The sequence below is a fragment of the Paenisporosarcina quisquiliarum genome (genome assembly GCF_027563315.1).
GTDB classification, from domain to species: domain Bacteria; phylum Bacillota; class Bacilli; order Bacillales_A; family Planococcaceae; genus Paenisporosarcina; species Paenisporosarcina quisquiliarum.
Window position 1 is genome coordinate 1 of sequence record NZ_JAMKBJ010000019.1, and the last position, 26567, is coordinate 26567.

The 26567-nt window shown below is 38.5% G+C and carries 24 protein-coding genes, 1 pseudogene and 2 riboswitches; of the genes and pseudogenes, 7 read left to right on the top strand and 18 right to left on the bottom strand.

Translation table 11 applies throughout. The annotated features are described in order from the left end of the window. Nucleotides 1-425: 425 nt before the first annotated feature. Entirely contained in the window at nt 426-1766 is a 1341-nt protein-coding gene (locus M9R32_RS15205; RefSeq protein WP_269927597.1) for an NCS2 family permease, read from the bottom strand. Nucleotides 1767-2011: 245 nt separating this feature from the next. Then, a riboswitch (purine riboswitch) is annotated at nt 2012-2113 on the bottom strand. Between the two features lie 105 nt (nt 2114-2218). Then, nucleotides 2219-2275 (bottom strand): annotated as a pseudogene (locus tag M9R32_RS16120) (GMP synthase (glutamine-hydrolyzing)); the annotation flags it as partial. 224 nt (nt 2276-2499) lie between these two features. Between M9R32_RS16120 and M9R32_RS15210 the strand changes: the two are divergent. Next, a complete protein-coding gene (locus tag M9R32_RS15210) occupies nt 2500-2976 on the top strand; it encodes a hypothetical protein (protein WP_269927598.1) in 477 nt (158 codons plus the stop codon). Between the two features lie 870 nt (nt 2977-3846). On the opposite strand, the gene guaA is transcribed toward M9R32_RS15210, so the two are convergent. The 7 genes from guaA to M9R32_RS15245 all read right to left on the bottom strand — a co-directional run bounded on the left by guaA (nt 3847) and on the right by M9R32_RS15245 (nt 13561). Then, nucleotides 3847-5385, bottom strand: a complete 1539-nt coding sequence (gene guaA, locus M9R32_RS15215; RefSeq protein ID WP_269927626.1) for a glutamine-hydrolyzing GMP synthase — start codon at nt 5383-5385, stop codon at nt 3847-3849. A gap of 274 nt (nt 5386-5659) precedes the next feature. Continuing rightward, nucleotides 5660-5761, bottom strand: a riboswitch (purine riboswitch). Between the two features lie 34 nt (nt 5762-5795). Next, nucleotides 5796-7997, bottom strand: a complete 2202-nt coding sequence (locus M9R32_RS15220; RefSeq protein WP_269927599.1) for a transglutaminase TgpA family protein — start codon at nt 7995-7997, stop codon at nt 5796-5798. Further along, the gene (locus M9R32_RS15225) at nt 7994-9208 is read right to left on the bottom strand and encodes a DUF58 domain-containing protein (RefSeq protein ID WP_269927600.1); all 1215 of its coding nucleotides are present in this window, start codon (nt 9206-9208) and stop codon (nt 7994-7996) included. The genes M9R32_RS15220 and M9R32_RS15225 overlap by 4 nt, the downstream gene beginning before the upstream one ends. Next, a complete protein-coding gene (locus M9R32_RS15230; protein WP_269927601.1) occupies nt 9205-10155 on the bottom strand; it encodes an AAA family ATPase in 951 nt (316 codons plus the stop codon). The genes M9R32_RS15225 and M9R32_RS15230 overlap by 4 nt, the downstream gene beginning before the upstream one ends. 779 nt (nt 10156-10934) lie before the next feature. Then, on the bottom strand, nt 10935-11762 hold the full coding sequence (nadE, locus tag M9R32_RS15235) for an ammonia-dependent NAD(+) synthetase (protein ID WP_269927602.1): 828 nt from the start codon (nt 11760-11762) through the stop codon (nt 10935-10937). Between the two features lie 12 nt (nt 11763-11774). Further along, a complete protein-coding gene (locus tag M9R32_RS15240; protein WP_269927603.1) occupies nt 11775-13244 on the bottom strand; it encodes a nicotinate phosphoribosyltransferase in 1470 nt (489 codons plus the stop codon). Between the two features lie 113 nt (nt 13245-13357). Continuing rightward, on the bottom strand, nt 13358-13561 hold the full coding sequence (locus tag M9R32_RS15245; RefSeq protein ID WP_269927604.1) for a hypothetical protein: 204 nt from the start codon (nt 13559-13561) through the stop codon (nt 13358-13360). A 176-nt stretch (nt 13562-13737) separates the two neighbouring features. Here M9R32_RS15245 and M9R32_RS15250 point away from each other — a divergent pair, with 176 nt between their 5' ends. Further along, the gene (locus M9R32_RS15250) at nt 13738-14115 is read left to right on the top strand and encodes a hypothetical protein (RefSeq protein WP_269927605.1); all 378 of its coding nucleotides are present in this window, start codon (nt 13738-13740) and stop codon (nt 14113-14115) included. Between the two features lie 62 nt (nt 14116-14177). On the opposite strand, the gene M9R32_RS15255 is transcribed toward M9R32_RS15250, so the two are convergent. From M9R32_RS15255 to M9R32_RS15280, 6 genes are all read right to left on the bottom strand, one after another. After that, nucleotides 14178-14936, bottom strand: coding sequence for an exodeoxyribonuclease III (locus M9R32_RS15255; RefSeq protein ID WP_269927606.1), 759 nt, complete (start codon nt 14934-14936; stop codon nt 14178-14180). 147 nt (nt 14937-15083) lie between these two features. Continuing rightward, a complete protein-coding gene (locus tag M9R32_RS15260) occupies nt 15084-16268 on the bottom strand; it encodes a cation:proton antiporter (RefSeq protein ID WP_269927607.1) in 1185 nt (394 codons plus the stop codon). Between the two features lie 151 nt (nt 16269-16419). After that, a complete protein-coding gene (locus tag M9R32_RS15265) occupies nt 16420-16695 on the bottom strand; it encodes a DUF1292 domain-containing protein (RefSeq protein WP_269927608.1) in 276 nt (91 codons plus the stop codon). A gap of 44 nt (nt 16696-16739) precedes the next feature. Beyond that, nucleotides 16740-17126: a DUF302 domain-containing protein gene (locus M9R32_RS15270; protein ID WP_269927609.1), complete on the bottom strand. Its 387-nt coding sequence runs from the start codon at nt 17124-17126 to the stop codon at nt 16740-16742. 128 nt (nt 17127-17254) lie between these two features. After that, on the bottom strand, nt 17255-18049 hold the full coding sequence (locus tag M9R32_RS15275) for a DUF4097 family beta strand repeat-containing protein (protein WP_269927610.1): 795 nt from the start codon (nt 18047-18049) through the stop codon (nt 17255-17257). Further along, nucleotides 18046-18780: an EcsC family protein gene (locus M9R32_RS15280; RefSeq protein WP_269927611.1), complete on the bottom strand. Its 735-nt coding sequence runs from the start codon at nt 18778-18780 to the stop codon at nt 18046-18048. Before M9R32_RS15280 ends, M9R32_RS15275 begins: the two co-directional genes overlap by 4 nt. A gap of 241 nt (nt 18781-19021) precedes the next feature. Here M9R32_RS15280 and M9R32_RS15285 point away from each other — a divergent pair, with 241 nt between their 5' ends. Continuing rightward, nucleotides 19022-19315: a hypothetical protein gene (locus M9R32_RS15285; RefSeq protein ID WP_269927612.1), complete on the top strand. Its 294-nt coding sequence runs from the start codon at nt 19022-19024 to the stop codon at nt 19313-19315. Between the two features lie 114 nt (nt 19316-19429). Here M9R32_RS15285 and M9R32_RS15290 read toward each other — a convergent pair whose 3' ends face one another. Beyond that, entirely contained in the window at nt 19430-19936 is a 507-nt protein-coding gene (locus tag M9R32_RS15290; protein WP_269927613.1) for a YehS family protein, read from the bottom strand. 181 nt (nt 19937-20117) lie between these two features. Between M9R32_RS15290 and M9R32_RS15295 the strand changes: the two genes are divergently transcribed. Beyond that, on the top strand, nt 20118-20489 hold the full coding sequence (locus tag M9R32_RS15295; protein WP_269927614.1) for a VOC family protein: 372 nt from the start codon (nt 20118-20120) through the stop codon (nt 20487-20489). Nucleotides 20490-20735: 246 nt separating this feature from the next. Further along, nucleotides 20736-21722, top strand: a complete 987-nt coding sequence (locus M9R32_RS15300) for a Gfo/Idh/MocA family protein (protein WP_269927615.1) — start codon at nt 20736-20738, stop codon at nt 21720-21722. Nucleotides 21723-21778: 56 nt separating this feature from the next. Here M9R32_RS15300 and M9R32_RS15305 read toward each other — a convergent pair whose 3' ends face one another. Further along, the gene (locus M9R32_RS15305) at nt 21779-22594 is read right to left on the bottom strand and encodes a Cof-type HAD-IIB family hydrolase (RefSeq protein ID WP_269927616.1); all 816 of its coding nucleotides are present in this window, start codon (nt 22592-22594) and stop codon (nt 21779-21781) included. A gap of 47 nt (nt 22595-22641) precedes the next feature. Next, a complete protein-coding gene (locus M9R32_RS15310) occupies nt 22642-23259 on the bottom strand; it encodes a cyclase family protein (RefSeq protein ID WP_269927617.1) in 618 nt (205 codons plus the stop codon). 474 nt (nt 23260-23733) lie between these two features. Here M9R32_RS15310 and zwf point away from each other — a divergent pair, with 474 nt between their 5' ends. Then, on the top strand, nt 23734-25176 hold the full coding sequence (gene zwf, locus M9R32_RS15315) for a glucose-6-phosphate dehydrogenase (RefSeq protein WP_269927627.1): 1443 nt from the start codon (nt 23734-23736) through the stop codon (nt 25174-25176). A 30-nt stretch (nt 25177-25206) separates the two neighbouring features. Beyond that, entirely contained in the window at nt 25207-26550 is a 1344-nt protein-coding gene (locus M9R32_RS15320; protein WP_269927618.1) for a glucose-6-phosphate isomerase, read from the top strand. The last annotated feature ends 17 nt before the right edge of the window (nt 26551-26567 follow it).

The following is a 26567-nucleotide window of genomic DNA, read 5'->3' on the forward strand; positions in this document are numbered from 1 at the left end:
GACTTTGTTGCTGGCGTCAAATTAATGACGTTTATAATGAACGTTTAAGTTCAAGTTTCGCTTCCCACACCGAAGTGTGTTCCGCTTTATTGTTGACGTTTTGCTGTTCAGTTTTCAAGGTTCATTTGTTCGCCGCCGTTTGTAACAGCAACTTTTATATCTTAGCAAATCCAGATTGTTATGTCAACAAAAAGTTTTGGTTTTTATTTATCTTGTCGCTTTCAAATCAGCAACTTTATAAATATATCAGCCCTACTTATATAAGTCAACACTATTTTTAAAGATTTGTTATGACTTTATATTATCAGAATATTAGGTTCTTTTCAACCGCCAATTTATGACAATCGAATATAGCGAACCTATACTTCTCTACCAATGAAAAAGAAGACCAATACTTATGAAAAGTACTGGTCTTCCTGTATTCATTAGTGTCCTTCTACAAACACGAAGTATAAGATGAAAATCACAAACATGCCGTACATGATTGGATGAACCTTTTTAATGTTCCCGCTCAAGATCATGGTAATCGGATAAAACACAAATCCCATAGCGATACCAGTTGCAATACTATACGTTAGTGGCATTGTAATAATCGTCAAAAATGCTGGTACTGCAATTTCGAATCGATTCCATTCGATTTTATTTAAAGATGAAACCATCAAGACACCAACGATGATTAATGCTGGAGCTGTTACTGCTGAAGTCATCACGGATAATACCGGTGAGAAAAATAATGCCAACAAGAATAAGACACCTGTAACGATTGCTGCAAAACCTGTTCTTGCACCTGCAGCAACTCCTGCACTTGATTCTATATAAGAAGTTGTTGTCGAAGTTCCGAAGATGGCACCCGTAACAGTTGCAAGAGAATCAGCAAGCAGTGCTTTACCCGCACGTGGTAGTTTATTATCTTTCATTAAGCCAGCTTGGTTGGCAACAGCAACTAGAGTTCCTGCAGTATCAAAGAAGTCCACGAACAAGAATGTTAGTACAACGATTAAGAATTGGATGGTCATTAATGAACCTGGATCATTGAAGATAGGTTCGAACGCAACTCCGAATGTTGAACCTACTCCTGGAACTTTTCCTACTATAGAAGAAGGAACATCTACTAAACTGAAAATCATACCCACTACTGCAGTTAAAAGCATTCCATAAAAGATTCCACCTTTAACTCCTCTAACCATGAAGACAACCGTTAATACTAGACCAAAGATAGCAAGCAATGTATTTCCTGCTGATAAATCTCCTAATCCTACAAGTGTTGCGTCGTTATTGACGATTATCCCTGCGTTACGCAAGCCGATAAAGGTGATGAACAAACCAATCCCTGCTCCAACCGCATGTTTTAATTCAGCTGGAATTGCATTAATGATCGTTTCTCGAATCCCAGTTAATGAAAGAATGATAAATACGAGACCTGAAAATAGAACACCAGTTAAAGCCGTTTGCCAAGGAATTCCGTAAGTTAAGACAACCGTGTAAGCAAAGAATGCGTTTAATCCCATTCCCGGCGCAAGGGCTATGGGGTACCTGGCTATCAGACCCATAAATATTGAACCTACGGCTGCCGCTAGAGCTGTTGCTACAAATACTGCTCCAGGATTCATACGCATAGCGTCTGGCAAATCCGGTACCGAGTTCAATGACAAGGTCAATGGATTAACAATCAAGATATAGGCCATTGATAAGAACGTAGTTAACCCACCGATAATCTCGCGGCGATAGTTCGTTCCCAGTTCTTCAAATTGAAAATACTTTTTCATGTTTATTCCTCCGTGTTGTCGCGTACACGTTTGTTTCTTCTATAATAAGTAAGTTTCAGCGTCAGCCAGAATCTAACTCGTATCTTTCATAGATAAGTAGTTTATTAGAGCTGTTAAATTCAGAATTAGATTCGACTTACGCTAAATACTTTCTATTATAAAAAACAAAAAGGCATGCAACAAAAAGTCGCATGCCTCCGATTTCTTCCATTAACCAAAGTTAATAAGAAGTAAGAAAGACGGAACGGTCCATCTCTCTAAATCGTAGTCGAGTCATTTACGGTAACTCGGTAGAAACTTTCGGGCCATATTCCCGACATTATACGACGACAGTATTTAATTTCAATAGTAATATAACATTATTTAAAAGTAGTTTCAAGCGTTTTTCCGAACAATAATTCAAAAAGAATCATTATAGTTCGGAAATAAACATTCATTTCCAATTAAACGGTTTATTCCCACTCAATTGTCGCTGGTGGCTTACTCGTAATGTCGTACAGAACGCGGTTATGGCTTAACTATCAATCGTGATTTGGGATTACAATGGCTTTTGGCACTACTATCGGCGATCGGAAAAAAGTTGCAGTAGTATGAAGAATCAATTTTTATACATTAAGAGAAACTCTATAATCATTGCAATTTCCACCCTGGAATAATTAACCTTTAATGCATTGCTTTCTCTTTAGTGAGTAGTTACAATTGAACTACTTTTATAAAGAGAGAGTTGAAAGAGTTGAATGATAATAAAGATTTAATCGAACGTAATGAAGAAGAACCAAGTGGTAATGGAAAATCAGTAAGATTTAACGGTTTAGGCATGAGTATGGAGGTTGAAGAATCAGCAAAAGAAAATAACTCGAATCATACTGTAAATATAAATAATGGTATATCTGATTCTCACTCTAGTAAAAAACAAAATAATAGAGTCGTTGAGGAAAACAACTTAGGAGTATTCTCATTTTTAAGTTTCATTGTTAGTGCTATTTTTGTAGGGATAGGTTTTCATAAAATTTTTGCATATGAAAATGTTGATGCTGAAGAGTATGAATATCTAGCTGAAGATAATGTAAATAGTTACGTTGGTGGTGACGCTTATAATTTTATTATCAATGCTAACTATGCTACTGGTTATTTTGTATTAGCAACATTGTTTGTTATTATAGCTTGTACATTGTTGATTATTAAAGAACTTAGAAATAATACGAATTAAGCAAAAGGAGTGGGTTAAAGAACCCGCTCCTTAAAATCTTTTCATATTAAAACTCTCAATTAACATTATGTTTTCCTCAAGTTTAGGGTTTATGTTTTAAACCTAAAGTTAAACCAAAGTTCAATTACTATTAAACTATTGTTATGGTTCCTTAGTTAAACTTATATTTCTTCATTGTTAAGCCACTGATATAAGAGCGTTCACATTCAATCGATACAGTTCTCTTTTTCTTATACTATTCTCCAGATCCGTTGTAATAAATCACTTATAGCTAACAAGTGTAAACGCTAAAATAAAATTGAAAGTAACAATTATCCCCTTATCCTCTTTAAGATTCTTAATGATACGAATCGGATTCTCAAGCTCTTCAATGTACTCTTCATCACGATGTATTGAAAGAATATCATCAACGATTATCGTGCTGTTTATCTCTTTCCCGGTGCTTTGATACATTTAAATAAAGCTCTTAATATGGATAGCCCTATCGCTTTCTACGTCCTCTATATTAAATTCATCGTTCATAAAGACTTCCATCTGTCTAATCGAAAGTACAAAGCTGAATATAGTGTACTTTTTTGCCTTCAATTCTTTGATTCAATTGATAATCATCCAGTACCTCAACAATTTTAACCATAAAAAAACCCTCTTCCATTTGCAAAATATCGCAAATAAAAGAGAGTAATTTTATGGTGGTGGATAAATAGTTCATCCATCAAGTCTCAAAAACGTTCAGATATAAAGCTTTAAAGCCTATCTCAACATTACCAGTAGATAGTTGTGAGTCTACCGCTTCGCTTTCGACGCAAACATCAACCTTGCTGGCGCAAGAGATTTCTCCGGTGCAGCAGCTCCTCGAAATCTAGTTGATGGTTATTCCCACTCAATCGTTGCTGGTGGCTTGCTCGTAATGTCGTACAGTACGCGGTTGATGTTCGGCACTTCATTGACGATGCGGACACTGATTTTCTCCAGAACGTCCCAAGGCACACGAGCCCAGTCAGAAGTCATTCCATCAATTGAAGTGACTGCACGAATCCCAATTGCGTAATCATAAGTACGTGCATCGCCCATTACACCAACACTGCGAATGTCAGGTAACACGGTGAAGTATTGCCAAATGTCGCGTTCAAGACCTGCTTTTGCAACTTCTTCGCGCAAAATTGCATCAGACTCACGAACGATTTCAAGTTTCTCTTCCGTAATTGCTCCTAGAACGCGAATTCCTAGACCTGGACCTGGGAATGGCTGACGCCATACGATTTCATCCGGCATGCCAAGTTCTGTTCCAAGTGCGCGAACTTCGTCTTTAAATAATGTGTTTAATGGCTCTATTAATTTGAATTGCATGTCTTCTGGCAGTCCGCCTACGTTGTGATGAGACTTGATCGTTTGTGCAGTCGCAGTTCCGCTTTCGATAATATCTGTATAAAGCGTTCCTTGTGCAAGGAAGTCCATTCCTTCAAGTTTCGCTGCTTCATCGTCGAATACATAAATGAATTCATTGCCGATAATTTTACGTTTTGTTTCAGGATCTGAAACGCCAGCCAGTTTGTTCATGAAACGCTCACGTGCATCAATTTTGATGACATTCATGTGGAAGCCGTCAGCGAAAGTCTTCATTACGCTTTCCGCTTCGCCTTTACGAAGTAGGCCATGGTCAACGAACATACATGTTAATTGATCGCCGATTGCTTTATGAATCAATACGGCTACGACTGATGAATCCACCCCACCGCTTAATGCACACAATACTTTTTTATCTCCGACTTCTTCTCGGATTTTTTCAATTTCAAGCTCGATGAAACTTTCCATTGACCAGTCACCTTTAGCTTTACACACGCCAAATACGAATTGACGAATTAATTCAATCCCGTAAACAGAGTGACGTACTTCAGGGTGGAATTGAACTGCATATAATCCACGTGATTCGTCAGCGATTGCAGCAACTGAACATGAGGGGCTTGTCGCTATTACATCAAAGCCTTCTGGTGCAACCGTTACATGATCTCCGTGACTCATCCAGACAACTTGTTCTTTAGGCAGATCTTTAAATAAAAGACTTTCCTTTACAACCGTAATTTCAGCTTTTCCGTACTCACGATGTGAAGCCTTTTCAACTTTTCCGCCGTAGTGTTGGGACATTAACTGCATACCGTAGCAAATTCCTAAAATCGGAATGTTTAAATCGAAAATTGCGTGGTCAATATGGAAGGCATTTTCATCGTAAACCGAATTTGGTCCACCTGAGAAAATGATACCTGTAGCATTCATTGACTTAATATCTTCAGCCGTTACTGTATGTGGATGTAACTCACTGTAAACACCGAACTCACGGATACGGCGAGTAATTAATTGATTGTATTGACTTCCAAAATCAAGTACGACGATTTTTTCTTGTTCTTTCAACATAGGAGTTGCTGACAATATGGCCACCTCTTCACTTTGATTTTCGGACTCCCTAATATAGAAAAAACGCGTACGAAAGTAAACCTTTCTACGCGCTCTTTTGCACTACCCGAGAAATTCGAAGCGTCACTCAAGTCCGACACCCGTCCAGAAAGAAATGAATCGGAACTAGTTCCAAATGAATTTCTTGAGATTAGGTGCAGACAGACGCTTGCTATAAGACAATTAAGTCTCTTCTCGATAAAAAGGCGAATGCAAATAAATGCCCATAAATAGACATGTATGCACCCGCCTTCATAGTCAAGTCATTTGCGGCGACTTGGTAGAAACATCCGAACCTTATTATCGGACATATATGAGGGCAAACCGGTCTGTATAATTTTTCTCAATTCTACAGGTTGTCTGCCGTAAAATCAACCGCTGGTGCGATTGATTAAATTTTCCCAACTTTCTCTCAGTTGAAGCCATTCGTGAGACTCTATATTTTTCCCATAAAAACCTTTTTCATAAGCAGTGGTCAATACTTTCATATCTTTTGAACCAAAGAATGAATCCACGTATTTTGCATACGTTTGGAGTGTTTGTCCTTCGGTCCGTTCAATTCCATATAACTCAAGTTGTTTTAATAAACGATGGTAACTCGTCTCAAAGGAGTGCCAATTGTCTTTACGTAATCGATAGTATGGTACCAATATTTTTGGCATCCACTTTTTCCGGATACGGAACATTACGTAGAAGAATCCAATCGCTACAATACTCCAGAAAATGATGCGTCCTTTATTGTCCGAAATCCATGATGTAAAGTTCTGCAACATATCAGTGAATTGTTCCGAAAATGGTTTACTTTCCTCCTGTTGTGTTGATTCGGGTTTATCCGGTTGCTCTGGGACGACTGGTTCTTCAGGTGTTTCTGTCGAATCAGCCTCTAAATCGTAATCAATATTTCCAGTTCCGCTAAACCCAATTGTCGGTTCGAATGGCATCCAGCCGATTCCCGGAAAATATGCTTCAACCCAGGAATGGGCGTTATTGTTAGTAACTTGATACATTTTATCCCCATTTTCAGCTCGCATCTCTTTTCCTTCTGCGAATCCTTTAACCCAACGGGCAGGAATATCTAAAGAACGGAGCATCACAACCATGGATGTTGAAAAGTTATCACAATATCCACGTTTGGTATCAAATAGAAATTGATCTACATAGTCCTGATCTTTTTCAGGTGCAGCTACATTCTTTTGATCGTAAATAAATCCGTTACGAGGAAAATAGCGTTCAATTGCACGAGCTTTATCATACAGATTGGCTTCATTTTCTGTAATGGTTTGCGCTAGTTCGCGAACGCGTTCAGGTAATTCTTCAGGCAACTGTAAGTAACGGGAAAAGTCTTGAGAAAGTATAGACAAGTCCTCAAGAGACGTTGCTCGCAGTGCAGTTAAACTGTAAGACGGTTCACTGAAAGCGATATTGTAAGTTTTCAGTTTGACTTCTTTGTTCTCCTGGAAGGTCTCGATTTTTTGTGTATTGTTTGAAATTGAGAAAGTTGTTCCTTCTGGAGCTTCCGCTTGAACCGAACCATACGGATACATTAAGAATGGGTATTCTAAACTAAAAGTATACTGAGCTACGTCTTGATCTTCTACAGGACCAGTTGGGAATCCAGTATCCAGCGTGTCTCCCACCGTATAATTCCGTATCTCATTTGAAGAAACAGATTGCTCCCATCCTTTTGTGGTATAAGTATCCTTCGTCTCAATCTTCCAGTATTGCGGTGTTTTCACAATCGCTTCAAAAACAACCGTATTATCTGATCTGAAGGCTCCTCCTAGCTTGGAATCATCTTCTCCATACCCGATTTTACCGATTTTAGCGGCACTTCCTGGTCCAGTGCCTTCTCCTGCACCTTCAGCAAATGATTGGATAAAAGGAACGGGATCTTCCCATATGGGACCTGCTTTCGGAAGTAAGTAGCCGATTGCAGCACTGAATGCAACAAGCGCTACTAATGGGATAACTAGAGATACAAACTTTTCTCGGGTCATGGTTATGTGATTTTGTTGCATGATTTTTGCTACTTTTAATAAACCAGATAGTAATAACCCCAAAATCATGACACGAAGTATGGATCCATCTGCCTCATATGGACTGAATGTATCTAATGTCGCAATAAAGATAACTGTCATGAAGAAGAACATGAAAATGTTAATTCGGACATTGATCCAGTGATGAATTAAATATGCCGTCATCCATAGTAAAGAGAAAAACAGGGCTGTCCGGAAAGGATCCGTAATTAGGGACCAGTCCCTACTGAATAGTGCACCTGCATTCGTCATAAGTTCTCCGAATAAGAAGGATTGGGCTTCTCTTGTGAAAAACACTTCGTCCGTATAAATAATTACGATAACCCACGTGATATACACAAGTTTTCCTGCAGCAGAAAGCCACCATGGAACAGATAAGAAACTGAACAGAAAACAAAGTGCGATAAATGCTAAGAATACTGATAAATAATTGGTTTGCGTTAACTCTAAAACTGGCAATAACCATTCACGAAATAAGAAGAATACCAGGATATAAAACAAGACTTGAAGCCATTTATTTTGAAGACCTATTTTCATGTGCGACCTACCTCCGTAAAGGCATTTGCGAAATGATCCTGAGAAAGTACATGAATGATCATCCCTCTCGAACGAGCAAGTTGGTGTACCGTCAATGCTTGTTTCGATAATTTCACGCCTTTTTTAACAACAACAAAAACGGTACACTGGCGCAAGTTTTTAGCAGCTCTTGGTATTGTCTCTATTAAGGCCGGTGTTAATTCACCCGTAATGAGCAAAATGGAAGTTGCACTCGACATTCCCGGATCTTTCGGCAATAACTTTTCGATCGGTTGCGCCAAATCAGCTTCTACCTTGGCCAAATGAAACATCGTTCGCTGAAGTTGTTCTTCACTTTGAACAGCTGGGAAATAAAAGCGCGTAGCTCCTAAAGACAAGAAAGCTGCACTTGCTTGATTTCGCACAACCGCTTGTAGCACCGAAGCCGTCAACTCAATTTGTTCTTCGAAACTACCAGAAGGTTTTCTATCAACTAATAGGAATAAATCCTGAGATTGCCGATCTTCAAACTCTTTTGTCCGTAAAGTTTGAGTACGGGCAAAAGATTTCCAGTGAATCCAGGAAACACGATCTCCGGGTTGGTAGTCACGAACTCCCGTTGCCATGGTTGTATCCTTCACAATGGTAAATGGTGAAGCAGCTGCACCTTGGTCGTATCGCGTTTCGATTGGCATATAGATCATTTCCGTTACATTCGGGTAAACGATTACCGTCTGTTTTAATGGCAGTACATGCGTTTTTTTTACCCATCCAAAAAAATCGCTTACGGAAATTTCTACCCCATCTAACGCGTGTTCCCCGCGTGGCATATGATCGATTTCATAAGTCCATTCAATTGTTCGTTGAAATCCTACCATTTTTACGGTCTTCAATTTTTCACTTGCATGCTTGATAAGCGGAGCACTTTGAGTGACTTCCTTAATGACAAGATAAAGCATCGGAAAACGGGATGGTCTTTTTAATTTCACCGTCGCAATCAGTTTTCCGCCTTTGCGAATTTGAGCGGTTTGAATATAGCGCTCGACTTCTATTTTCGAAATGGGACTGAAGAAGAATGCAATGGAATACAAAGCAAAAGGGAGTAAGGAATAAAAAATAAACCAGCTGACGAACCCCCCTTGGAACATGGCAAAGGCAAAAGAACAAATGACTAGAAAGAGGACAAAAAGGAGTCTCCCTCCAATTGCCCAAGTAAAGTTTATTTTCTTCATTGTTTCACTAACCTTTTGATAGGTACATTCGTTTTGGTTAAGATGCGTTCCACGATTTCTTCTGGAGTAATGCCATCGTAGCGGGCTTCAGATCGTAAAATCATACGGTGGCTGAAGACGAATGGTGCCAAGTATTGAATATCATCAGGTGTTACAAAGTCTCTTCCTTTCAACATTGCAAATGCCTGTGATGCCCTCATCAGTGCTAACGATCCACGAGGGCTGACCCCTAAATAAACATATGAATCTTTTCTTGTACGATTGGCCAAGTCCACAATATAGTTTTTGATCGTATCATCAACCACGATGTCTTTCACTTCTTTTTGCAAAAGGATTAAGTCTTCTAAAGAAATAACTGAATTCAAGTCTTCTATTGGGGCTGATTTTTCTGCGCGCTTCAACACTTCAATTTCTTCCGAGTGTGAAGGATACCCCATGCGAAGTTTCAGCAGGAAACGATCTAGTTGGGCTTCAGGAAGCGGATATGTTCCCTCGTATTCGATTGGGTTCTGTGTTGCCATAACGAAAAACGGCTTCGGAATCATCATGGTTTCTCCATCGATTGTCACCGATGCTTCTTCCATCCCTTCCAAGAGCGCTGACTGGGTTTTAGGGGAAGTCCGATTGATTTCATCCGCTAATACGATATTTCCCATAATCGGACCAGGTCTGAACTGGAATTCCATATCTTTCGGATTGTAGATCGAGACACCAATTACATCGGAAGGTAATAAATCCGGAGTAAATTGAATTCGTTTGAATTGAGCACCAACAGATTTTGCTAAAGCTCGTACCATCATGGTCTTTCCGACGCCCGGCACATCTTCCAGTAACACATGTCCTTGGGCAATTAATGCAACTACGCTTAATTCGGCAATTTCACGTTTTCCAATCATTACTCGTTCAATATTATCCACAATAGCATGTATTTTCTCTTGGTTTCTCATCTCTCTATTCCCCCATTTGTCCCATTAAATTATTTTATTTATTAGAAAATTGACACATTATAACATTAGTTTAACTAAATTTACCTTGTTTCACAACTTATTCTCCTATAAGAAAAACCCACATGTAGGATTTCCATGTGGGTTTCAGACTGTAGACAAAAAATAAAAAGAGTGAATTTAACTGCATGCTCTTGAAAAAGTGCAAATGAAAAATTGTTGATTTCCATTGCGGCGGACGCGTTTCGCGGGCATGGCTTTAGTCTCCTCGTCACTAGAAAACCCGTTGAGCCTGCGGTTACTCGGCTCAGTTAAGATTGCTCCTGCAACGCTTTGCTAGCTTCGTCGCAAATGAATTGGCAAACTTACATTTGCACAATTCATTGACTCCGGGGCCTTCAGCTCATGCTATTCCCGCTGAAAAGATATTGGTCTACCAATATCTTTGCGACGAGTAACCGCAGGAGCAGTCTTGTTTTCGCCGCCTCCACTCCAATCAACAGAAATTGCTTCTTCAATGTTTTTCTTCAGTATATTCAATTAGGAAAGTGGTCGGTTATTTCTGAAGACTCCTGCGGAAAAACGGAACAAGCAAGACCCCACAGGCTCAGTTGTCAAAGACAACGGAGCCGAGGAGGCTTGCGTTTCGTCCGCGGAAAGCGAAAGAAATAGCCGACCACCTTCTCTTTTTAACCGAGTGGAAAATAAGAACACGAATTTTTAATCAATATTCTTTTGTCGTAAGTCAAAGCCCACATGGAGATCTCCATGTGGGCTTTAGATTATTTCCAAAAGTCGTCGAAGACAGTTATCGGTAAATGGCGTTTATGTTGAGAACGTAAATAGTAGTTTTCTAGTTTTTCCCGTGGTTCGGAAGGAATCTCTTTGCCTTCCAAATAATCATCTATTTGATCATACGTTATGCCAAGGGCAATCTCATCCGGTAAAGCTGGTCGATCTTCTTCCAAATCGGCCGTTGGAATTTTAGTATACAAATGTTCTGGGCTATCCAAAGCCTTCAACATTTGCTTGCCTTGACGTTTATTTAATCTAAATAACGGGACTAAATCTGCTCCACCATCTCCAAATTTCGTATAAAAACCAGTAATGGCTTCAGCTGCGTGGTCTGTCCCAAGAACAACTGCCGAATGCATCGCAGCGATAGAATACTGAACTTTCATTCTCTCTCGTGCTTTTTCATTGCCTTTGGCAAAATCAGAAAGCGTGATACCGGAAGCATCAAGTGCGCGTTTGCTGGCATCGACTGCATCTTTTATATTTACGGTATAAATTTTCGAGGGTTGAATGTAATTCAGAGCATCTTGACAATCATCTTCATCAAACTGCACGCCATATGGCAAACGTACAGCAATAAAAGAATAAGTGTCAGCTCCCGCTTCTTCATTTAATTCATTCACGGCCATTTGTGCAAGTTTGCCCGCAAGCGTTGAATCCTGTCCGCCTGAAATCCCAAGCACCATTCCTTTTAGGAATGAGTGCTTTTTTAGATAGTTCTTCATGAAATCAATCGATGTCCGAATCTCTTCCTGGGGGTCAATCGATGGTTTAACTTTCATTTCTTCTATAATCGTCTGTTGTAAGTTTGTCATGATAGCGCCTCCTCAAGTGTAATGCATGCGGTCGACCATTTCTTGAACTTCCTGGATGTTCCGCATCTTGTTATCCCAACATTTCTGACTTAAATCCACTGGATATTCTTCAGGATTTAATGAACGTTTATACTCGTCCCAAAGCAGTTCCAAATTCGTATTCGCATAATCGCGCATTTCAAACAAAGTTGGATTCGTATAGATTACTTGTCCATTTTCGATGACTTTTGTATGAAGATCTTTCGCATCAAAGTTTGTTACAAATTTTGATACAAATGTGTGAACCGGGTGGAACATTTTCAATCGCTGTTCATGTGTTGGATCTTCATCAAACATTGTGATGTAATCCCCTTCTGCTTTACCATTTTCACGATCAATAATGCGATATAACTTTTTACGGCCTGGTGTTGTAACTTTTTCAGTAGTAGAAGATATTTTAATTGTATCTTCCATTACGCCTTCATCACTTTCAATCGATACGATTTTGTAAACCGCTCCTAGAGCCGGTTGATCGTAGGCAGTGATTAACTTTGTCCCAATTCCCCACATATCCACTTTTGCACCTTGCGCTTTTAGGTTCAAAATTGTATATTCATCCAAATCATTCGATACCACAATTTTCGCTTCCGTGAATCCGGCTTCATCGAGCATTCTGCGAGCCTCTTTAGAGAGGAAGGCAATATCACCGCTATCTAAACGGATGCCAATGAAGTTGATTTTATCACCGAGTTCTTTTGCTACTTGAATAGCGGTCGGAACACCAATCTTCAATGTGTTGTAGGTATCTACAAGAAATACACAGTCTTTATGGCGTTTTGCATAGGCGTGGAAAGCTTCGTATTCGCTCTTGTACGCTTGTACGAGTGAATGTGCATGTGTTCCGGCAACAGGAATGCCAAACTTTTTACCTGCACGGACATTACTTGTTGCTTCCAGACCACCGATGACCGCAGCACGTGCTCCCCAGATTGCGGCATCCATCTCCTGTGCCCGGCGTGTACCGAATTCCATTACGGTATCCGTTTTCACAATTTGTTTAATACGACTTGCCTTTGTTGCGATTAACGTTTGGTAATTCACGATGTTCAGAAGTGCCGTTTCAATCAGTTGCGCTTCCACCAGTGGCGCCTCAATGCGAATGATTGGCTCATTAGCAAAAACAAGTTCACCTTCGACCATGGAATAGACGTCCCCCGTAAAACGGACTTCTCGTAAGTAATTAATAAAATCTTCTTTGTATCCAAGCTCTTCCTGCAAATACATTAAATCACTATCCGAGAACCGGAATTCCCGAAGAAAGTCCAGGACGCGTTCAAGTCCTGCAAAAATGGCATACCCATTTCCAAAAGGCAATTTGCGGAAAAATAGCTCAAATACTGCTTTTCTATTATGTACACCGTCAGCCCAGTAAGCTTCCGCCATGTTAATTTGATATAAATCTGTATGTAACGCAAGTCCATCATCGGCATATTTTGAAGTCATCATAAAACCTTCTTCCACGATCATAATTGTCCTTAGTATACACCATTTACCCCAAATCTTATCTTTCCTAACAAAAACGCAAACCAATTGTAAAACTGGTTTGCGTTGATATTTTATGTACCCATTTTTCTGCGTGTATTGCTCACTTTTTTAGTTTGTTGACTTTGCATTTTCTTAGCAGATTGCGTTGCATTTCCTTTGGCATTGTTATCATTTGATTGATTTTTCTTAGCTTCCAGCTGCTTTTGCATCGCTTCTTTTAAAGACATTTTTTTCTTTGGTGCTTCTTGTTGGTTCGTATCTTTATTTTCAGTCATGTAGGTTCCTCCTTTGGAGACATTGAATTCATCTTTGCTTCTCTTCATTATACTCGATTTACAGGGACTACTGGAAATTTTCTCTCTCAAATTTCATAATTTCCGTCAGTTGTCCCGAATGAAATCCCTTTTCTTCTTTTTATTGCTTGGTATGCATACAATTTGATACAAGGAGGTTGTTCATACTGAGAGGAAGAAAATTTGATTGGCTGCCTGTTATCTTAATATCTTTGATTGTGCAATTTATCATCCTGCAGTTTTTACTGTTCATTGAATTTAAGTTATTGCCTGAAATGTCATATGAATTACTCGTGAAAATCAATTTTTTCATTATCGCAGTTAGCGGCGGGTTAGTGGCGATGCGTTATTATATTAAATCATCCCCACATATAGGTGGTATTTGCGGAGGACTCTTTATCGTTTTAAGTGAATTTTACAGCCGACATTTTTCAGTTGATTTAACCTTCATCTTTGTTGTGCTCATTGCCTATCTTTCAGGCTATATCGGTTCAATCTTACAAACAAATAATAGCTTTTTCAAACGCATCGGTTAACTTCAATCTCTATAAAATTAATGAGAGCCTCTCACAAGTTCAATGAACTTATGACTGGCTTTTTATATGTCTGTCAACTCCAAAATGATTGGACAATGGTCACTTCCGAGTGTTTGAGGGTGAATATATGAATCTTTAAGTTTATTTTGAAGTCGATTCGAAGCGATAAAATAATCAATTCTCCATCCGATATTTCTTTCCCTTACTTTGCTCATATATGACCACCACGTATAGGCTCCCTCTGTACTTGGATAGAAGTAACGGAATGTATCGGTAAAACCTTCCTGTAGCAGCTCAGTCATTTTGCCTCGTTCTTCTATTGTAAAACCTGAGTTTCCTCTATTTGTTTTGGCGTTTTTCAGATCGATATCTTCGTGAGCCACATTTAAATCACCGCACATGATAACAGGTTTGATTTGATCCAGTTGTTTTAAGTAGGAGCGCATGTCATCCTCCCACTCCAAGCGATAAGGAAGTCTTGTCAAATCGCGCTTGGCATTCGGCGTATAGACGTTCACTAAGTAAAACTGTTCAAATTCCAAGGTCAGAATTCTTCCCTCTGCTTCTTCGCTCATGTCCCCTACTCCATATTTAACGGAAAGTGGCTTAATCTTGGTAAATACGGCTGTACCTGAATAGCCTTTCTTTGTTGCATAATTCCAGTATTGTTCGTAGCCTTCCAAATGCAATTCGATTTGACCGACCTGCAATTTTGTTTCCTGCAAACAAAAAATATCAGCATTTTCCTGTTGAAAATACTCGAGAAACCCTTTTTTCACACATGCACGGATGCCATTCACATTCCACGAAATTATTTTCATCTATTATGTAACTCCTTTTTTGCTCTAAGTCTATGAATTACTATATCAAACACTTCAGCAATCTCAAAAAAGACCTAAAGAAAACACCTTCAGAAATCCACAACAAACTGTGGGCTTCCGAAGATGTTTTCTTTTGTTCCTGAGTTTTTAACCAGTTTTCTTTTCTCTTTTACTAAACAGTTGACCTATTTTAGGAGCCATCTGGAATAACAACATTCCGATTAAAGCCGCTATTAAGATATACATGCCGGAAAAAATCTGAATGACACCTGTTGCCAGCCCGGCAATGATAACGGAAAATTCTCCTCTTGGTGTTAAAGCTAACCCTGTTTCAAACGACTCTCGTTTGTCCAACCCATACCACTGACCTCCAAGGTAACCGATAAGTATTTTAGACAAAATCGACCAAACAACAATTGTAATTAACAGACCGATCGCTGGTACTTCGTCTGTAAATTCCAATGTAAGTCCAAAATTCAAGAAGAAGAATGGCAAGAACAGGTTTCTTACTGGCATGGCTACTTCCTGAACTTTGTCTCTAAAGCTCGTTTCGGCTAGCATAATTCCTGCGAGGAAAGCGCCAATAACTTCCGATAAATCGAGATAGAGAGCAAATCCACCATAGGTGATCGCTACCCCGAGTACAAATAAGACGAAATAATCTTCATCAATGAATCGTTGAATTAAATCATGTGCTTTTTTGAATACAACCTTACCAATAAATAATGCTCCCGCTACAAGCAGTGCAATCTTCAGGACTATCAGAACAAAATCCATTCCGGATAATCCTCCCGCTTCCAAGGCAATCAATACAGTAATCAAAATAGGTGTAATAAGATCTTCAAATATTAAAAAAGATAAAATGAATCCTGATTCTTTATTATCCAGTTTATTTTTGTGTTCAAGCAATTTCACAGTAATCGACGAGCTGGTTGCGTAAACAAGACCTGCAATTAATAGAGAGGTGTAAATATCGTGACCAAAAAACTGGCAGATCGCAAATGTAACACCGATGCCGAGAACCACATCGAGCACACTGGCTTTCCATACTTTTTTGCCTTTTTTTCCAAGCTCACGGAATGTGAATTTCATCCCAAGCAAGAAAAACAAGACAATCAGACCAATCTCCCCTGCCACTTTAAAAACATCGGTATCGCCAAAATAATCCGTAAAGGATAAAGCGGCACCCAGTAAAATGAAAATGACGATATCTGGGATGCGCAATAATTTAATTCCTACAAAAGCAACAACAAACAATACAAACAAAATAATTCCTATGCCTAATGGCAAATTCATTTCCTTTTCACACGCCTCTCTATCTTGATAAAACATAATCTCTATCCTTGCATACCCTTTTCTAGGGTTTCTCATACCATTACCATTGACCTTAAGTCTCTGTGTCTTCTGTAACAATTTCTATAAAAAAGGTGATGAAGGATTATCGCACTCCCTCATCACCTAAATAGTTAGATTTTTTACTTACCTATTCTGCATCATCTTCATCTTCATATTCTTTAAACGCTGCAGATACTTTATCAAATTCCTCGTCGCTCTCAATCAGCGATAATTGCTCGTCGTCCTCGACTCTTAAGAAGAATACATCAATGTCCCCTTCAGAATCTTCATCGATTTCATCTGCAAAAGCGACTGCTGCATATTCGACTTCATCAATCGTTAAAGTACCGAGTACTTCAATTTCCTGCTCTTGATCGTTTTCATCCATTAATGTAAAGATGTCGCCCACTTCAATTTTTTCCATGGCCCATTCTCCTCCTATTAAGTACATATTTTGGTTTTACCTTATTAAATCGCTTGATCGATACTGCGAATCAGTCTGTTTTCTACATCGGTCGCAATTTCAGTAAGTTTCTCGTTATTAGCTAAGTCAATAAGAGTCGTGGGTTTAGGTAAGCCGATTTTCGTTTTGCCCGCATCTTCATACACCACAATTTTACATGGTAAAAAGTAGCCAATGACTTTATCTTCTTTCAAAACACGATCTGCTTCTTTCGGGTTACAAACTTCAAGTACACGATAAGGAGAATCGAAATCCATTCCTTTTTCTTGCAACTTCGCCGTTAAATCAAAGTCCCAAAGAACACCAAATTGTTCTTCTTTCAGTGTAGTCTCCAGAGCCTTTACTGTCTCGTCAATAGACTTGTCTGTTTCAACTGTATAATGAAAATTCATTTGTATCGCTCCCTTGAAATTTATTTAAGAAACTTTTTACATTCTATTTGTATACCCATAATTGCGGAAAAAAACACGAAACCCGAAGGGATTTCGTGTTAACTATTAATGAAGTATCCATCATTCACTTATTTCGTGACAGTTATTGGACCATTATCTGTCCGTAATCTTATTAGATATTTCCCTTTGCCATACTTAACAAAGTTGTCTTTATTGCCGTAGATGGTTACTTTTCCATTATCCGTTTTTGCTTCAATCGTGGCATTTTCCGGTTCCGATCCAGTTTTCACTGTGATACTGCCATTATCTGTTGCTAAATCTATTGGCCATTCCAGTTTTTTTGTACTCAACGAAATTTGCCCATTATCCGTTTCTCCTTTAATTTTCCCTTTTACGTCTTCCAAAATAATTTTGCCATTATCACTTTCAACATGAACGTTCTTGGCTAGCACTTTCTTTACTTGTATCAGACCATTGTCCGTTTCCAGCATTATCGCTTCGGACTGCAGATTTTCTACACTGATCCGTCCATTGTCACTCTTTACTTGGATATTTTCAAATTGTTTCTCTGGCACATGGACGGCCAGTTTCAAGTCACTTGAATTAAAACTGAACGAAAAGAAAAATCGACGTTTCTGTTTCAGTTGAACGAAAAGTGTATCTCCTTTTACATCTACATCGAAAACGTATTTGTGCTTTTTATTAGCTCCTGTGTATTCAACAGTTGCTTCTGAACTTTTAGTCGGTACAATAACCACTTCGGCATTGTTGGTCGCCACTTCAATATTTGTAAAGACGTCTTGAATAAGTTTATTATCGTCGTTTTGTCCAAAGACTTTCATGGAGTTGAACATATACGTTATGCCACCTGCTACCCCAAGCAGTAGTACTACTGAAATGACTAGTTTGTTTTTCCAAATCATCTTCTGTCCGCCCCATTCTCTTTATCATGTAGAAACCGTAACCTATATGAATTCATTGCCGTTTCGCCGAGGTGATCCAGCAGATTGTAGTTAGCAAATGCACCAACTACTGCTCCAATGCCCGGCAACATCTGGAACATTTTCACTAAATCGATGTAATCCCTATATTCCTGTTGAAATTCCCGCCAGTCCATATCAGCGACCAGAGATTTCTGTTGCTCCCAATTTTCAATAATACTCAATGTCTCTTTTCGTTTATCCTCGCTTGAAAAGGCCAATAGAAATATGTGCAGGATAAAAAGTCGTTCTTCTGGATCGTTGGTATCAAACCCATACACAGTTGCTGCTTCAAACAGAAATTTCATTTTAATGGATAACAGCAATGGGAAGTCGGCAATGCCAAGAAGGATGCCCCCAGCTCCTGTTCCCGCTCCTTCAATGGTTGCTGTTTTTCTGAATGTGGAAAGCTTTTGCTTAAATAGTTCGTCTCGCTCATAAAGACTCAAATCCGTTGGGTACTTTTTTCTCGTTGTTATGTTGGATCCGGCAAGCGTGGCTTTCACCATGTTTTTTATGCTTTCAGTCATCACATTATGAAACTTTTCTGGAAGAAGGCCATTGATTTTTGTCTGTGCATTTTTAGAAACACGACTTATGAGACCTGATTGTCTGCTCATTTTCTGCTTCCATACTTTTAGTTCTTGTTCGACCTTCATTGTGTAATCAACCATATTTCTTCTCCTTCTGTACACTCAACCATTATTTTAAGTTTAGTCATTTTTCAAAGCTTACATAATGGACCTCGGAAGTGTTTATTTCTACGCCTCGAGACGTAGTAGTCAGTGAAGAGTTAGAACCGCTTTCATATACATATGATGAAAAATCGAGAAAAGAAGGACCCCTCCCCCTTGATGAATAAATACAGCCAAAAGTCACATACTGTATGGATAGAAAATAAAAAGGAGATTTAACATGTTATTTAGATATTTTAAGGATTCTTCTGGTGAATATTTAGGAATTAGAGAAGAATACGTTTACTATGTCTTCATTCCAGCTAATACAAATAAAGAAGAAATAATCACGTTGTTTGAGTATGCGAAGGATACAATTAAAGAACATTATCTAGAAAATAAAGAAGAAATCCATCAAATGAAAATTTATTTAGATGAAGATCCACGAATACTCGACAGAATGAATGCCATTAAAAATTATCACAGCATCTTTTCCATCAGTCATGAAAAATTCCTTTCTTCATTCCCTGGTTAACTAAGTAAAAAACAAAAAAATGGCCTTGGATTGTCCAAGAGCCATTTTTTTGTGTAGTTATCATTGAGACAATATTAGTTAGTAAAGTCGAACTTTACTCGTAAATTATCGCCCTTATCCTCTATGTTTTATCGCTAGCCCTTTTAAGAAATTGCGGGCGAATTTATCCCCACACTCTTTATAATTCTTGTGACCTTCTTTTCTTAATAAAGCACCTAACTCGGCTTTTGTTACCGTGATACCTGTGCTATCAAAAATTTCGAGCATATCCTCACTTGTTAATTCTAGTGCGATTTTCAATTTTTTCAGTAGAAGGTTATTTACTCTTTCACCTGTAATTGCCGGTCTTTCTGGTTGTCCAGGTTTCGGCTCTTGTTTTCCTCTTTTAAAAGTAACAAAGCCATTTAAAAAGGATTCCATCATGACATTGTCGCATTTGATATTTTCTTCACCATAGTTGTCATAGTCAATTTCATCATAATCGTCTTTAGTTTTTGTGAGAATCAGCAGAATTTCTTCTTTTGAAAATTCCATGCCGCCCAGTTTAAAGATCTCTATCATATCTTTATTTTTTATATCCAGTGCATATCTTAATCTGATTAAAATATCATTATTATCCATCAATAAACCTCCTAAACCTTGCCTATACTATACGATTTGAACAATCGATTTCATCCTTATGATAGCACAAAACCTTAAATTTAATTCAATTGCTCCGTATACCAACGGATGTTGTGTAATTCTATTAACAAATATATACTTAAATAAATATCTGAATAATAAGATTTCATTAGGAGGAACTATGAAACTAGGCGCATTTTCTGTAAGTTTAACTGTAAAAGACATTCATAAATCAAAAGCATTTTATGAAGACTTAGGCTTTCAAGTGTTAGGCGGGGAAATTACTCAAAATTGGTTGATTATGAAGAATGACAGTTGCGTCATCGGATTATTTCAGGGAATGTTTGAGAAGAATATTCTTACTTTTAATCCTGGTTGGAGTCAAAATGCTGAGAATCTCCATTCATTTACGGATATTCGAGACCTTCAAAAACAACTTAAAGCAAAAGGCATGACCATGCTGACTGAAGCAGATGAATCCACTGAAGGTCCTGCAAGTTTTACAATTGAAGATCCAGATGGCAATCCGATTCTGGTGGATCAACACGTATAACGAACTGATAATTAAAAGCACTGAATATGTAAAAGAGCGAAGTGAGGTGCCGTTGTCACTACGCTTCGCTCTTTTTGGTCATGAAGGGGTTCCCACTCTACTATGTACAAAATAAGTTCTCACTTTGATTAACTTCTTATACTGATTATACTAAGAACTGCATAGGTGGTACTTAACTCGCTTTTTATGTAATGCGATTTAATCGACTGCTTTACGGTAACATAACAGAGAAATGAGGTCAGAATTATGATTCGAATCGGTGTTGTGGGCACTAACTGGATTACAGAAAGATTACTTACATCCGCAAATGCGGTTGAAGATTTTAAACTAACAGCCGTTTATTCTCGAACGAATGAGAAGGCTGAGGAATTCGCTAGCAAATACGGGATAACAAAAATTTTTACAAACTTAGAAGAAATGGCAGCTAGTGAAGAAATAGATGCGGTTTATATTGCTACTCCAAATTCCTTACACGCAGAACAAGCCATTTTATTTTTGCAGAATGCCAAACATGTTTTATGTGAAAAGCCACTGGCTGCTAATGCAACAGAAGTAGCAAGGATGATACAAACTGCAAAAAATCATAACGTCCTTTTAATGGAAGCAATGAAATCAACATTACTTCCAAACTTCAAGACTATACAAAATAACTTACATAAAATCGGTCCTGTCCGTAGATATTTTGCAAGCTATTGTCAGTATTCATCACGTTATGATAAATACAAAGAAGGAATCGTCTTGAACGCTTTCAATCCTAAATTTGCAAATGGAGCATTAATGGATCTTGGCGTTTACTGTTTGTATCCCCTTATCACTTTGTTCGGTGAACCAAAAGAAGTGAAAGCTACGGGTCTTATGCTTGATTCTGGCGTGGATGGTGAAGGGAGTGTGCTTTTGAAATACGATGACAAAGATGCGGTTGTTATGTATTCAAAAATAACGAACTCTTATTTACCAAGCGAAATTCAAGGTGAAAAAGGCAGTATGCTAATTGATAAGATCCATTCAGCTGAAAAAGTAGGCATTCATTACAATGACGGCACGATCGAACCATTAACAGTCGAGCAATCTCATCCTGCAATGTACTATGAGGTGCAAGAATTTATTGACTTGATCAAGCAAGGAAAAACGGAATCAACTACTAACTCATTTGAAAACTCGTACACGACAATGAAAGTGTTGGATCAAGTAAGAAAAGAAATAGGGCTTGTCTTTCCAAATGACCTTATATAAAGCAGTATCACATGGGATGGACATCAAGTAACAATCCTAAACCTCCCTACTCGTGATTATTTCATAACCACACTCGCAGGCTCCAAGATGAACTTCTCTATCACATGAAGTACGCCTTCTTCATTATTTGAAAGTGAAATGTAATCAGCACAATCTTTCAATTCCATTACTGCATTGCCCATCGCTACACCTAAGCCTGCTGTTGTTATAAGTTCGAGATCATTGTGGTTGTCACCTATCCCGATAATTTCTGAACGCTCAACGCCAAGCATTTTCGCAAGGTGTAGCAGGGCGCTCCCTTTGTTTGCTTCTGGGTGGGTAACTTCTAAATAGTGTTTTTTGGATTTCGCGATATGAGCACGCTCTCCAAACAAAGTTTGTAACTCTTCTTGTAAGGCATTTAAATAATCTGGTTCGTCGATAAATAGAACTTTCGTAAAGCCCTTTTTAGCCAGCTTAATGAGATTTGGTTCTACTTGATACGGTACTTGAGAAGCTTCGCAATAAGTAATCAGTTTTTCATTTTCCGATGCACTATAAAGAATGTCATCTTGATACACTTGTAAGTGTATATTTTTCTCACTAGCAATCTCCACTAACTTTTGTGCAATATCAGGAGGAATAAGACGCTCGTACATCACTTCTTTTTCATTAATATCTTTGATTATTGCACCCTGATAAGTAATTAGCGGGACATTGATACCTAACTGCTGTGCAATTAATTTTGCTGACGGAAACATCCGACCAGTAGCAATCGTTACAATCGTGCCAATTCCTACCGCTTTCTGAATGGCAGAGACTGTAGCCGGTGAAATCAATAATTCGTCTGTTAGTAACGTCCCATCAAGGTCGATCGCAATCAATTTATACATACACTTTCTCCTTGTAGACACGTTTTAATTTGCAAAGTCATTCAAGTCTATCTTAGCCCTTCAAATAGCAACACTCTCGCAGGTGAGCCATCTGTTCCCACGATTTTTAGTGGTGCAGCAACCATAAAATATTCACCTTGCTCGATTTCTTTTAAACGAAGTCCTTCTATGATGATGATGTTATTTGCAAACAACGTTTTATGCGTTGGGTGCCCTTCCTGACTTCTTTCGATTCCAAGAGTGTCTATCCCTATCCCTCTTACACCGATCTCAGAAAGATATTCCGCACCATCATGTGTAAGGTAAATAAAATCAAAATTGAATGTCTCTTCAAATGAATTTTTTGTTTTAAGTAAAACAAAATCACCCTTTTGAATATCAAAACTCTCTAAATCTTTTTTTGAAATTCCATCTTCCACTTGTGTTAAATCGAAAACTTTACTTTGTCCTACAAGATCGTCCATTGAAATCGTTTCAAACGTATCCCCACCGACAACCATGTGAAGTGGTGCATCGATATGTGTACCTGTATGTACATCGATTTCTAAACGTGTTTCGGTCACATATCCATTTGTTACTTGATTGAATTTTGGTTGTTTCTCTGGTTTATCTTTATAAACGGTCATTCCTTCATGAATCGTTCCTGTCACATCATACATTTTCATTTGTTATCAACCTTTCTAATATCCAATTAGTTCTCAATCTATATGTTATCCTCGCATGTTTTTCTGTAAGTTGTCTAGTGAAACTGCTTTGGCTTAATAGGTATAAATAAAGGAGATATTCTCTGGATAAATCTTTTTAGAGCAATGATCGCCATGTGTGATAATCGCACGTTTCGCATGAAGGGGGCGACAACCCTCTCTTTAAATATCTTATTAACAGCATCCTGCACCTACTTTTCCCTCCTCTTCCCTGTTACATCAACGAACTGAACCGTTTTTTTACACAATGATTACAAAGTGTATACTTACATTAATTGAATTCGTTCAGTATACTGAGAACTGTTGCGATTATCAGTCAAGGTTTAAACAAATACTGATTGTAAAAGTAGGAGTGAATACAATATGGTGAAAGTAAATGCCTCAGAAGGATTTTACGTGAAAGATCGTTTAATCGAATTCAAAGAGAAATGGTTCATGGAAGACATGACCTTTGTTTTGTTTGGAGCTACAGGAGATTTAGCACAACGAAAACTATTTCCTGCTTTATATAATTTATATATAGATGGTAAATTACCTAATAATATTTCAATCGTCGGCTTAGGCAGAAGTGAAAGTTCCAATGAAGATTTCCAGTCTAAAGTAGAACATTCCCTCCATGCATTCTCCAGAAGAGCTGTTCAGCCTTCTAGTTTGCAAGGTTTTTTATCTAAGTTTCGGTACTGTGCATTCGATGCGACACACGAAGAATCCTATCGACACTTGCACGAACTCATTGAAAGCCGTGAAAACGAGTTAGATATCCCTGGAAATAGAGTATTCTATTTGTCAGTTGCACCATCTCTAGTTGAAGTTATTACCTCAAATCTACATACAAGTGGAATCAGTCAACCCGAAGGATGGAAACGTCTTATTGTTGAAAAACCATTTGGAAGTGATTTAGAATCATCACAACAATTAAATATGAAATTGAGCAAAACTTTCAATGAAGAAGAAATCTATAGAATTGACCACTATTTAGGAAAACCAATGGTCCAAAATCTTGAAACATTAGTATTAGCCAATCCGGCCCTCGAATCATTGTTAGATCACAAACAAATTGCGAACGTCCAAATTACAGCCAGTGAAACGGTTGGGGTAGAAGGACGGGCTGGTTATTATGATAAGGCTGGCGCAATCCGTGATATGGTTCAAAACCATCTTCTTCAGTTGGTTATGATGACAGCTATATACCTTCCAAAGAAAATAACGGCAGAAGAAATTCGTGCTAAAAAGATGGAAATTATCGAATCCATTCGACCCATTCCGAAAGAAAATGTCTATCAAAATGTGGTTCGAGGTCAGTATGAATCCGGAGAGATTCTAAAAGCTCCCGTAGTTGGCTATAAAGATGAACCAGGAGTTCATGAATCCTCAAAAAATGATACGTATTTCGCAGCACGCTTATATATTGATAATCCAGCTTGGGATGGCATTCCTTTCTATATACGCACTGGAAAAAGACTGAAGCAGAAGTCAACACGCATTGTTTTTGAATTTAAAAACAAGTTGGATGAATCGGATGGAGAAGGAATCACTCCGAATTTATTGATTCTCGAAATTAGTCCGAATGAAAGCATTTCTTTACAGGTAAACATGAAGGATCTTTCCAGTAACCGTTTTGAACCTGTTTGCATTAACTTCTCAACCAATTCGAAAGGTCAACCTGAGGCATATGAACTTCTTCTGTTTGATGCCATGCTCGGTAATGCCGCATTCTTTGCGCACTGGAAAGAAGTAGAATTATCATGGAAGTGGATCCAACCGATACTAGAAGCATTTCAGGAGGATCTATTACCTTTAGCTTCTTACTCTGCCGGTTCAAACGGTCCTGAAGAAGCGAATCAACTACTGCTGTCCGATCAATTTAAGTGGTGGTAGAAAAATATCATTCAAAAGGAGATTTAAACTATGACAGTTTCATTTGATTCCACCAATGTTTTATCATTTATGAATAGTAGTGAGCTCGACAATATTAGTGAATTTGTCAAACAAGCTCATCATCAAATTCACCAACAGACAGGACCAGGATCTGATTACTTAGGATGGGTTGACTGGCCAATTAACTACGATAAAGAAGAATTTGACAGAGTAAAGCTAGCTGCTACACGAATTCAACAACAGTCAGATGCGTTGGTCGTTATTGGTATTGGCGGCTCTTATTTAGGCTCAAAGGCAGCCATAGAGGCTTTGTCTCACACTTTTCATAACCAAATCAAAGGTAATACGGAAGTTTATTTTGCGGGACATAATATCAGCTCTACATACATCGAACATTTACTTCAGGTATTAGAAGGAAAAGACGTTTCTATCAATGTGATTTCCAAGTCAGGTACAACAACAGAACCTGCGTTAGCATTCCGTATTTTCCGCAATTTTATGGAGAAAAAGTATGGAAAAGAAGAAGCAAGAAATCGAATTTATGTGACGACCGATCAAAGCAAAGGTGCGCTTCGTAAACTTGCGGGTGAAGAAGGTTACGAAACGTTTGTTATTCCAAACGATATTGGTGGGCGGTATTCAGTTCTGACACCTGTGGGTTTACTTCCAATGGCAGTAGCCGGCCTTAACGTTGACCAAGTGATGGATGGAGCAACAGCTGCATACCACAAATACAATGATCCTAATCTTGCAACAAATGCAAGTTACCAATATGCCGCAGTAAGAAATATTTTCTACAATAAAGGGAAATCAGTTGAGTTGTTTGTGAGCTATGAGCCAGGCCTACACTTTGTGGCGGAATGGTGGAAACAACTTTTCGGAGAAAGTGAAGGTAAGGATGAAAAAGGCCTCTTCCCTGCTTCCGTTAACTTCTCAACAGACTTACATTCGATGGGCCAGTATGTACAAGAAGGGCGTCGTCTTTTCTTTGAAACTGTCCTACAGATAAAACATTCTTCAATCGAACGAATCATTCAAGAAGATCCAGATAATATTGACGGTCTGAATTTCCTAACAGGAAAAACAATGGATGATGTGAACAAAAAGGCAGCCCTCGGAACTACCCTAGCCCATATTGATGGAGGAGTTCCAAATTTGCTAATTGAACTTGACGAACTCAATGAATTCACATTTGGAGAATTGGTTTATTTCTTTGAAAAAGCTTGCGCAATCAGCGGAACTTTACTCGGTGTCAATCCATTTGACCAGCCAGGAGTAGAAGCATACAAAAAGAATATGTTTGCATTGCTTGGCAAGGATGGTTTTGAAAAGGAAAAAGAAGAGCTCGAGAATCGACTATCCACATTAGGGTAAACAACGCGAAGAAATGA

Excerpts from the sequence above, each read along its gene's own strand:
- M9R32_RS15205 (WP_269927597.1), bottom strand. The coding sequence starts at position 1,766 with ATGAAAAAGTATTTTCAATTTGAAGAACTGGGAACGAACTATCGCCGC.
- guaA (WP_269927626.1), bottom strand. The coding sequence starts at position 5,385 with ATGTTGAAAGAACAAGAAAAAATCGTCGTACTTGATTTTGGAAGTCAA.
- M9R32_RS15220 (WP_269927599.1), bottom strand. The coding sequence starts at position 7,997 with ATGAAAATAGGTCTTCAAAATAAATGGCTTCAAGTCTTGTTTTATATC.
- M9R32_RS15225 (WP_269927600.1), bottom strand. The coding sequence starts at position 9,208 with ATGAAGAAAATAAACTTTACTTGGGCAATTGGAGGGAGACTCCTTTTT.
- M9R32_RS15230 (WP_269927601.1), bottom strand. The coding sequence starts at position 10,155 with ATGAGAAACCAAGAGAAAATACATGCTATTGTGGATAATATTGAACGA.
- nadE (WP_269927602.1), bottom strand. The coding sequence starts at position 11,762 with ATGACAAACTTACAACAGACGATTATAGAAGAAATGAAAGTTAAACCA.
- M9R32_RS15240 (WP_269927603.1), bottom strand. The coding sequence starts at position 13,244 with ATGACTTCAAAATATGCCGATGATGGACTTGCGTTACATACAGATTTA.
- M9R32_RS15245 (WP_269927604.1), bottom strand. The coding sequence starts at position 13,561 with ATGACTGAAAATAAAGATACGAACCAACAAGAAGCACCAAAGAAAAAA.
- M9R32_RS15255 (WP_269927606.1), bottom strand. The coding sequence starts at position 14,936 with ATGAAAATAATTTCGTGGAATGTGAATGGCATCCGTGCATGTGTGAAA.
- M9R32_RS15260 (WP_269927607.1), bottom strand. The coding sequence starts at position 16,268 with ATGTTTTATCAAGATAGAGAGGCGTGTGAAAAGGAAATGAATTTGCCA.
- M9R32_RS15265 (WP_269927608.1), bottom strand. The coding sequence starts at position 16,695 with ATGGAAAAAATTGAAGTGGGCGACATCTTTACATTAATGGATGAAAAC.
- M9R32_RS15270 (WP_269927609.1), bottom strand. The coding sequence starts at position 17,126 with ATGAATTTTCATTATACAGTTGAAACAGACAAGTCTATTGACGAGACA.
- M9R32_RS15275 (WP_269927610.1), bottom strand. The coding sequence starts at position 18,049 with ATGATTTGGAAAAACAAACTAGTCATTTCAGTAGTACTACTGCTTGGG.
- M9R32_RS15280 (WP_269927611.1), bottom strand. The coding sequence starts at position 18,780 with ATGGTTGATTACACAATGAAGGTCGAACAAGAACTAAAAGTATGGAAG.
- M9R32_RS15285 (WP_269927612.1), top strand. The coding sequence starts at position 19,022 with ATGTTATTTAGATATTTTAAGGATTCTTCTGGTGAATATTTAGGAATT.
- M9R32_RS15290 (WP_269927613.1), bottom strand. The coding sequence starts at position 19,936 with ATGGATAATAATGATATTTTAATCAGATTAAGATATGCACTGGATATA.
- M9R32_RS15295 (WP_269927614.1), top strand. The coding sequence starts at position 20,118 with ATGAAACTAGGCGCATTTTCTGTAAGTTTAACTGTAAAAGACATTCAT.
- M9R32_RS15300 (WP_269927615.1), top strand. The coding sequence starts at position 20,736 with ATGATTCGAATCGGTGTTGTGGGCACTAACTGGATTACAGAAAGATTA.
- M9R32_RS15305 (WP_269927616.1), bottom strand. The coding sequence starts at position 22,594 with ATGTATAAATTGATTGCGATCGACCTTGATGGGACGTTACTAACAGAC.
- M9R32_RS15310 (WP_269927617.1), bottom strand. The coding sequence starts at position 23,259 with ATGAAAATGTATGATGTGACAGGAACGATTCATGAAGGAATGACCGTT.
- zwf (WP_269927627.1), top strand. The coding sequence starts at position 23,734 with ATGGAAGACATGACCTTTGTTTTGTTTGGAGCTACAGGAGATTTAGCA.
- M9R32_RS15320 (WP_269927618.1), top strand. The coding sequence starts at position 25,207 with ATGACAGTTTCATTTGATTCCACCAATGTTTTATCATTTATGAATAGT.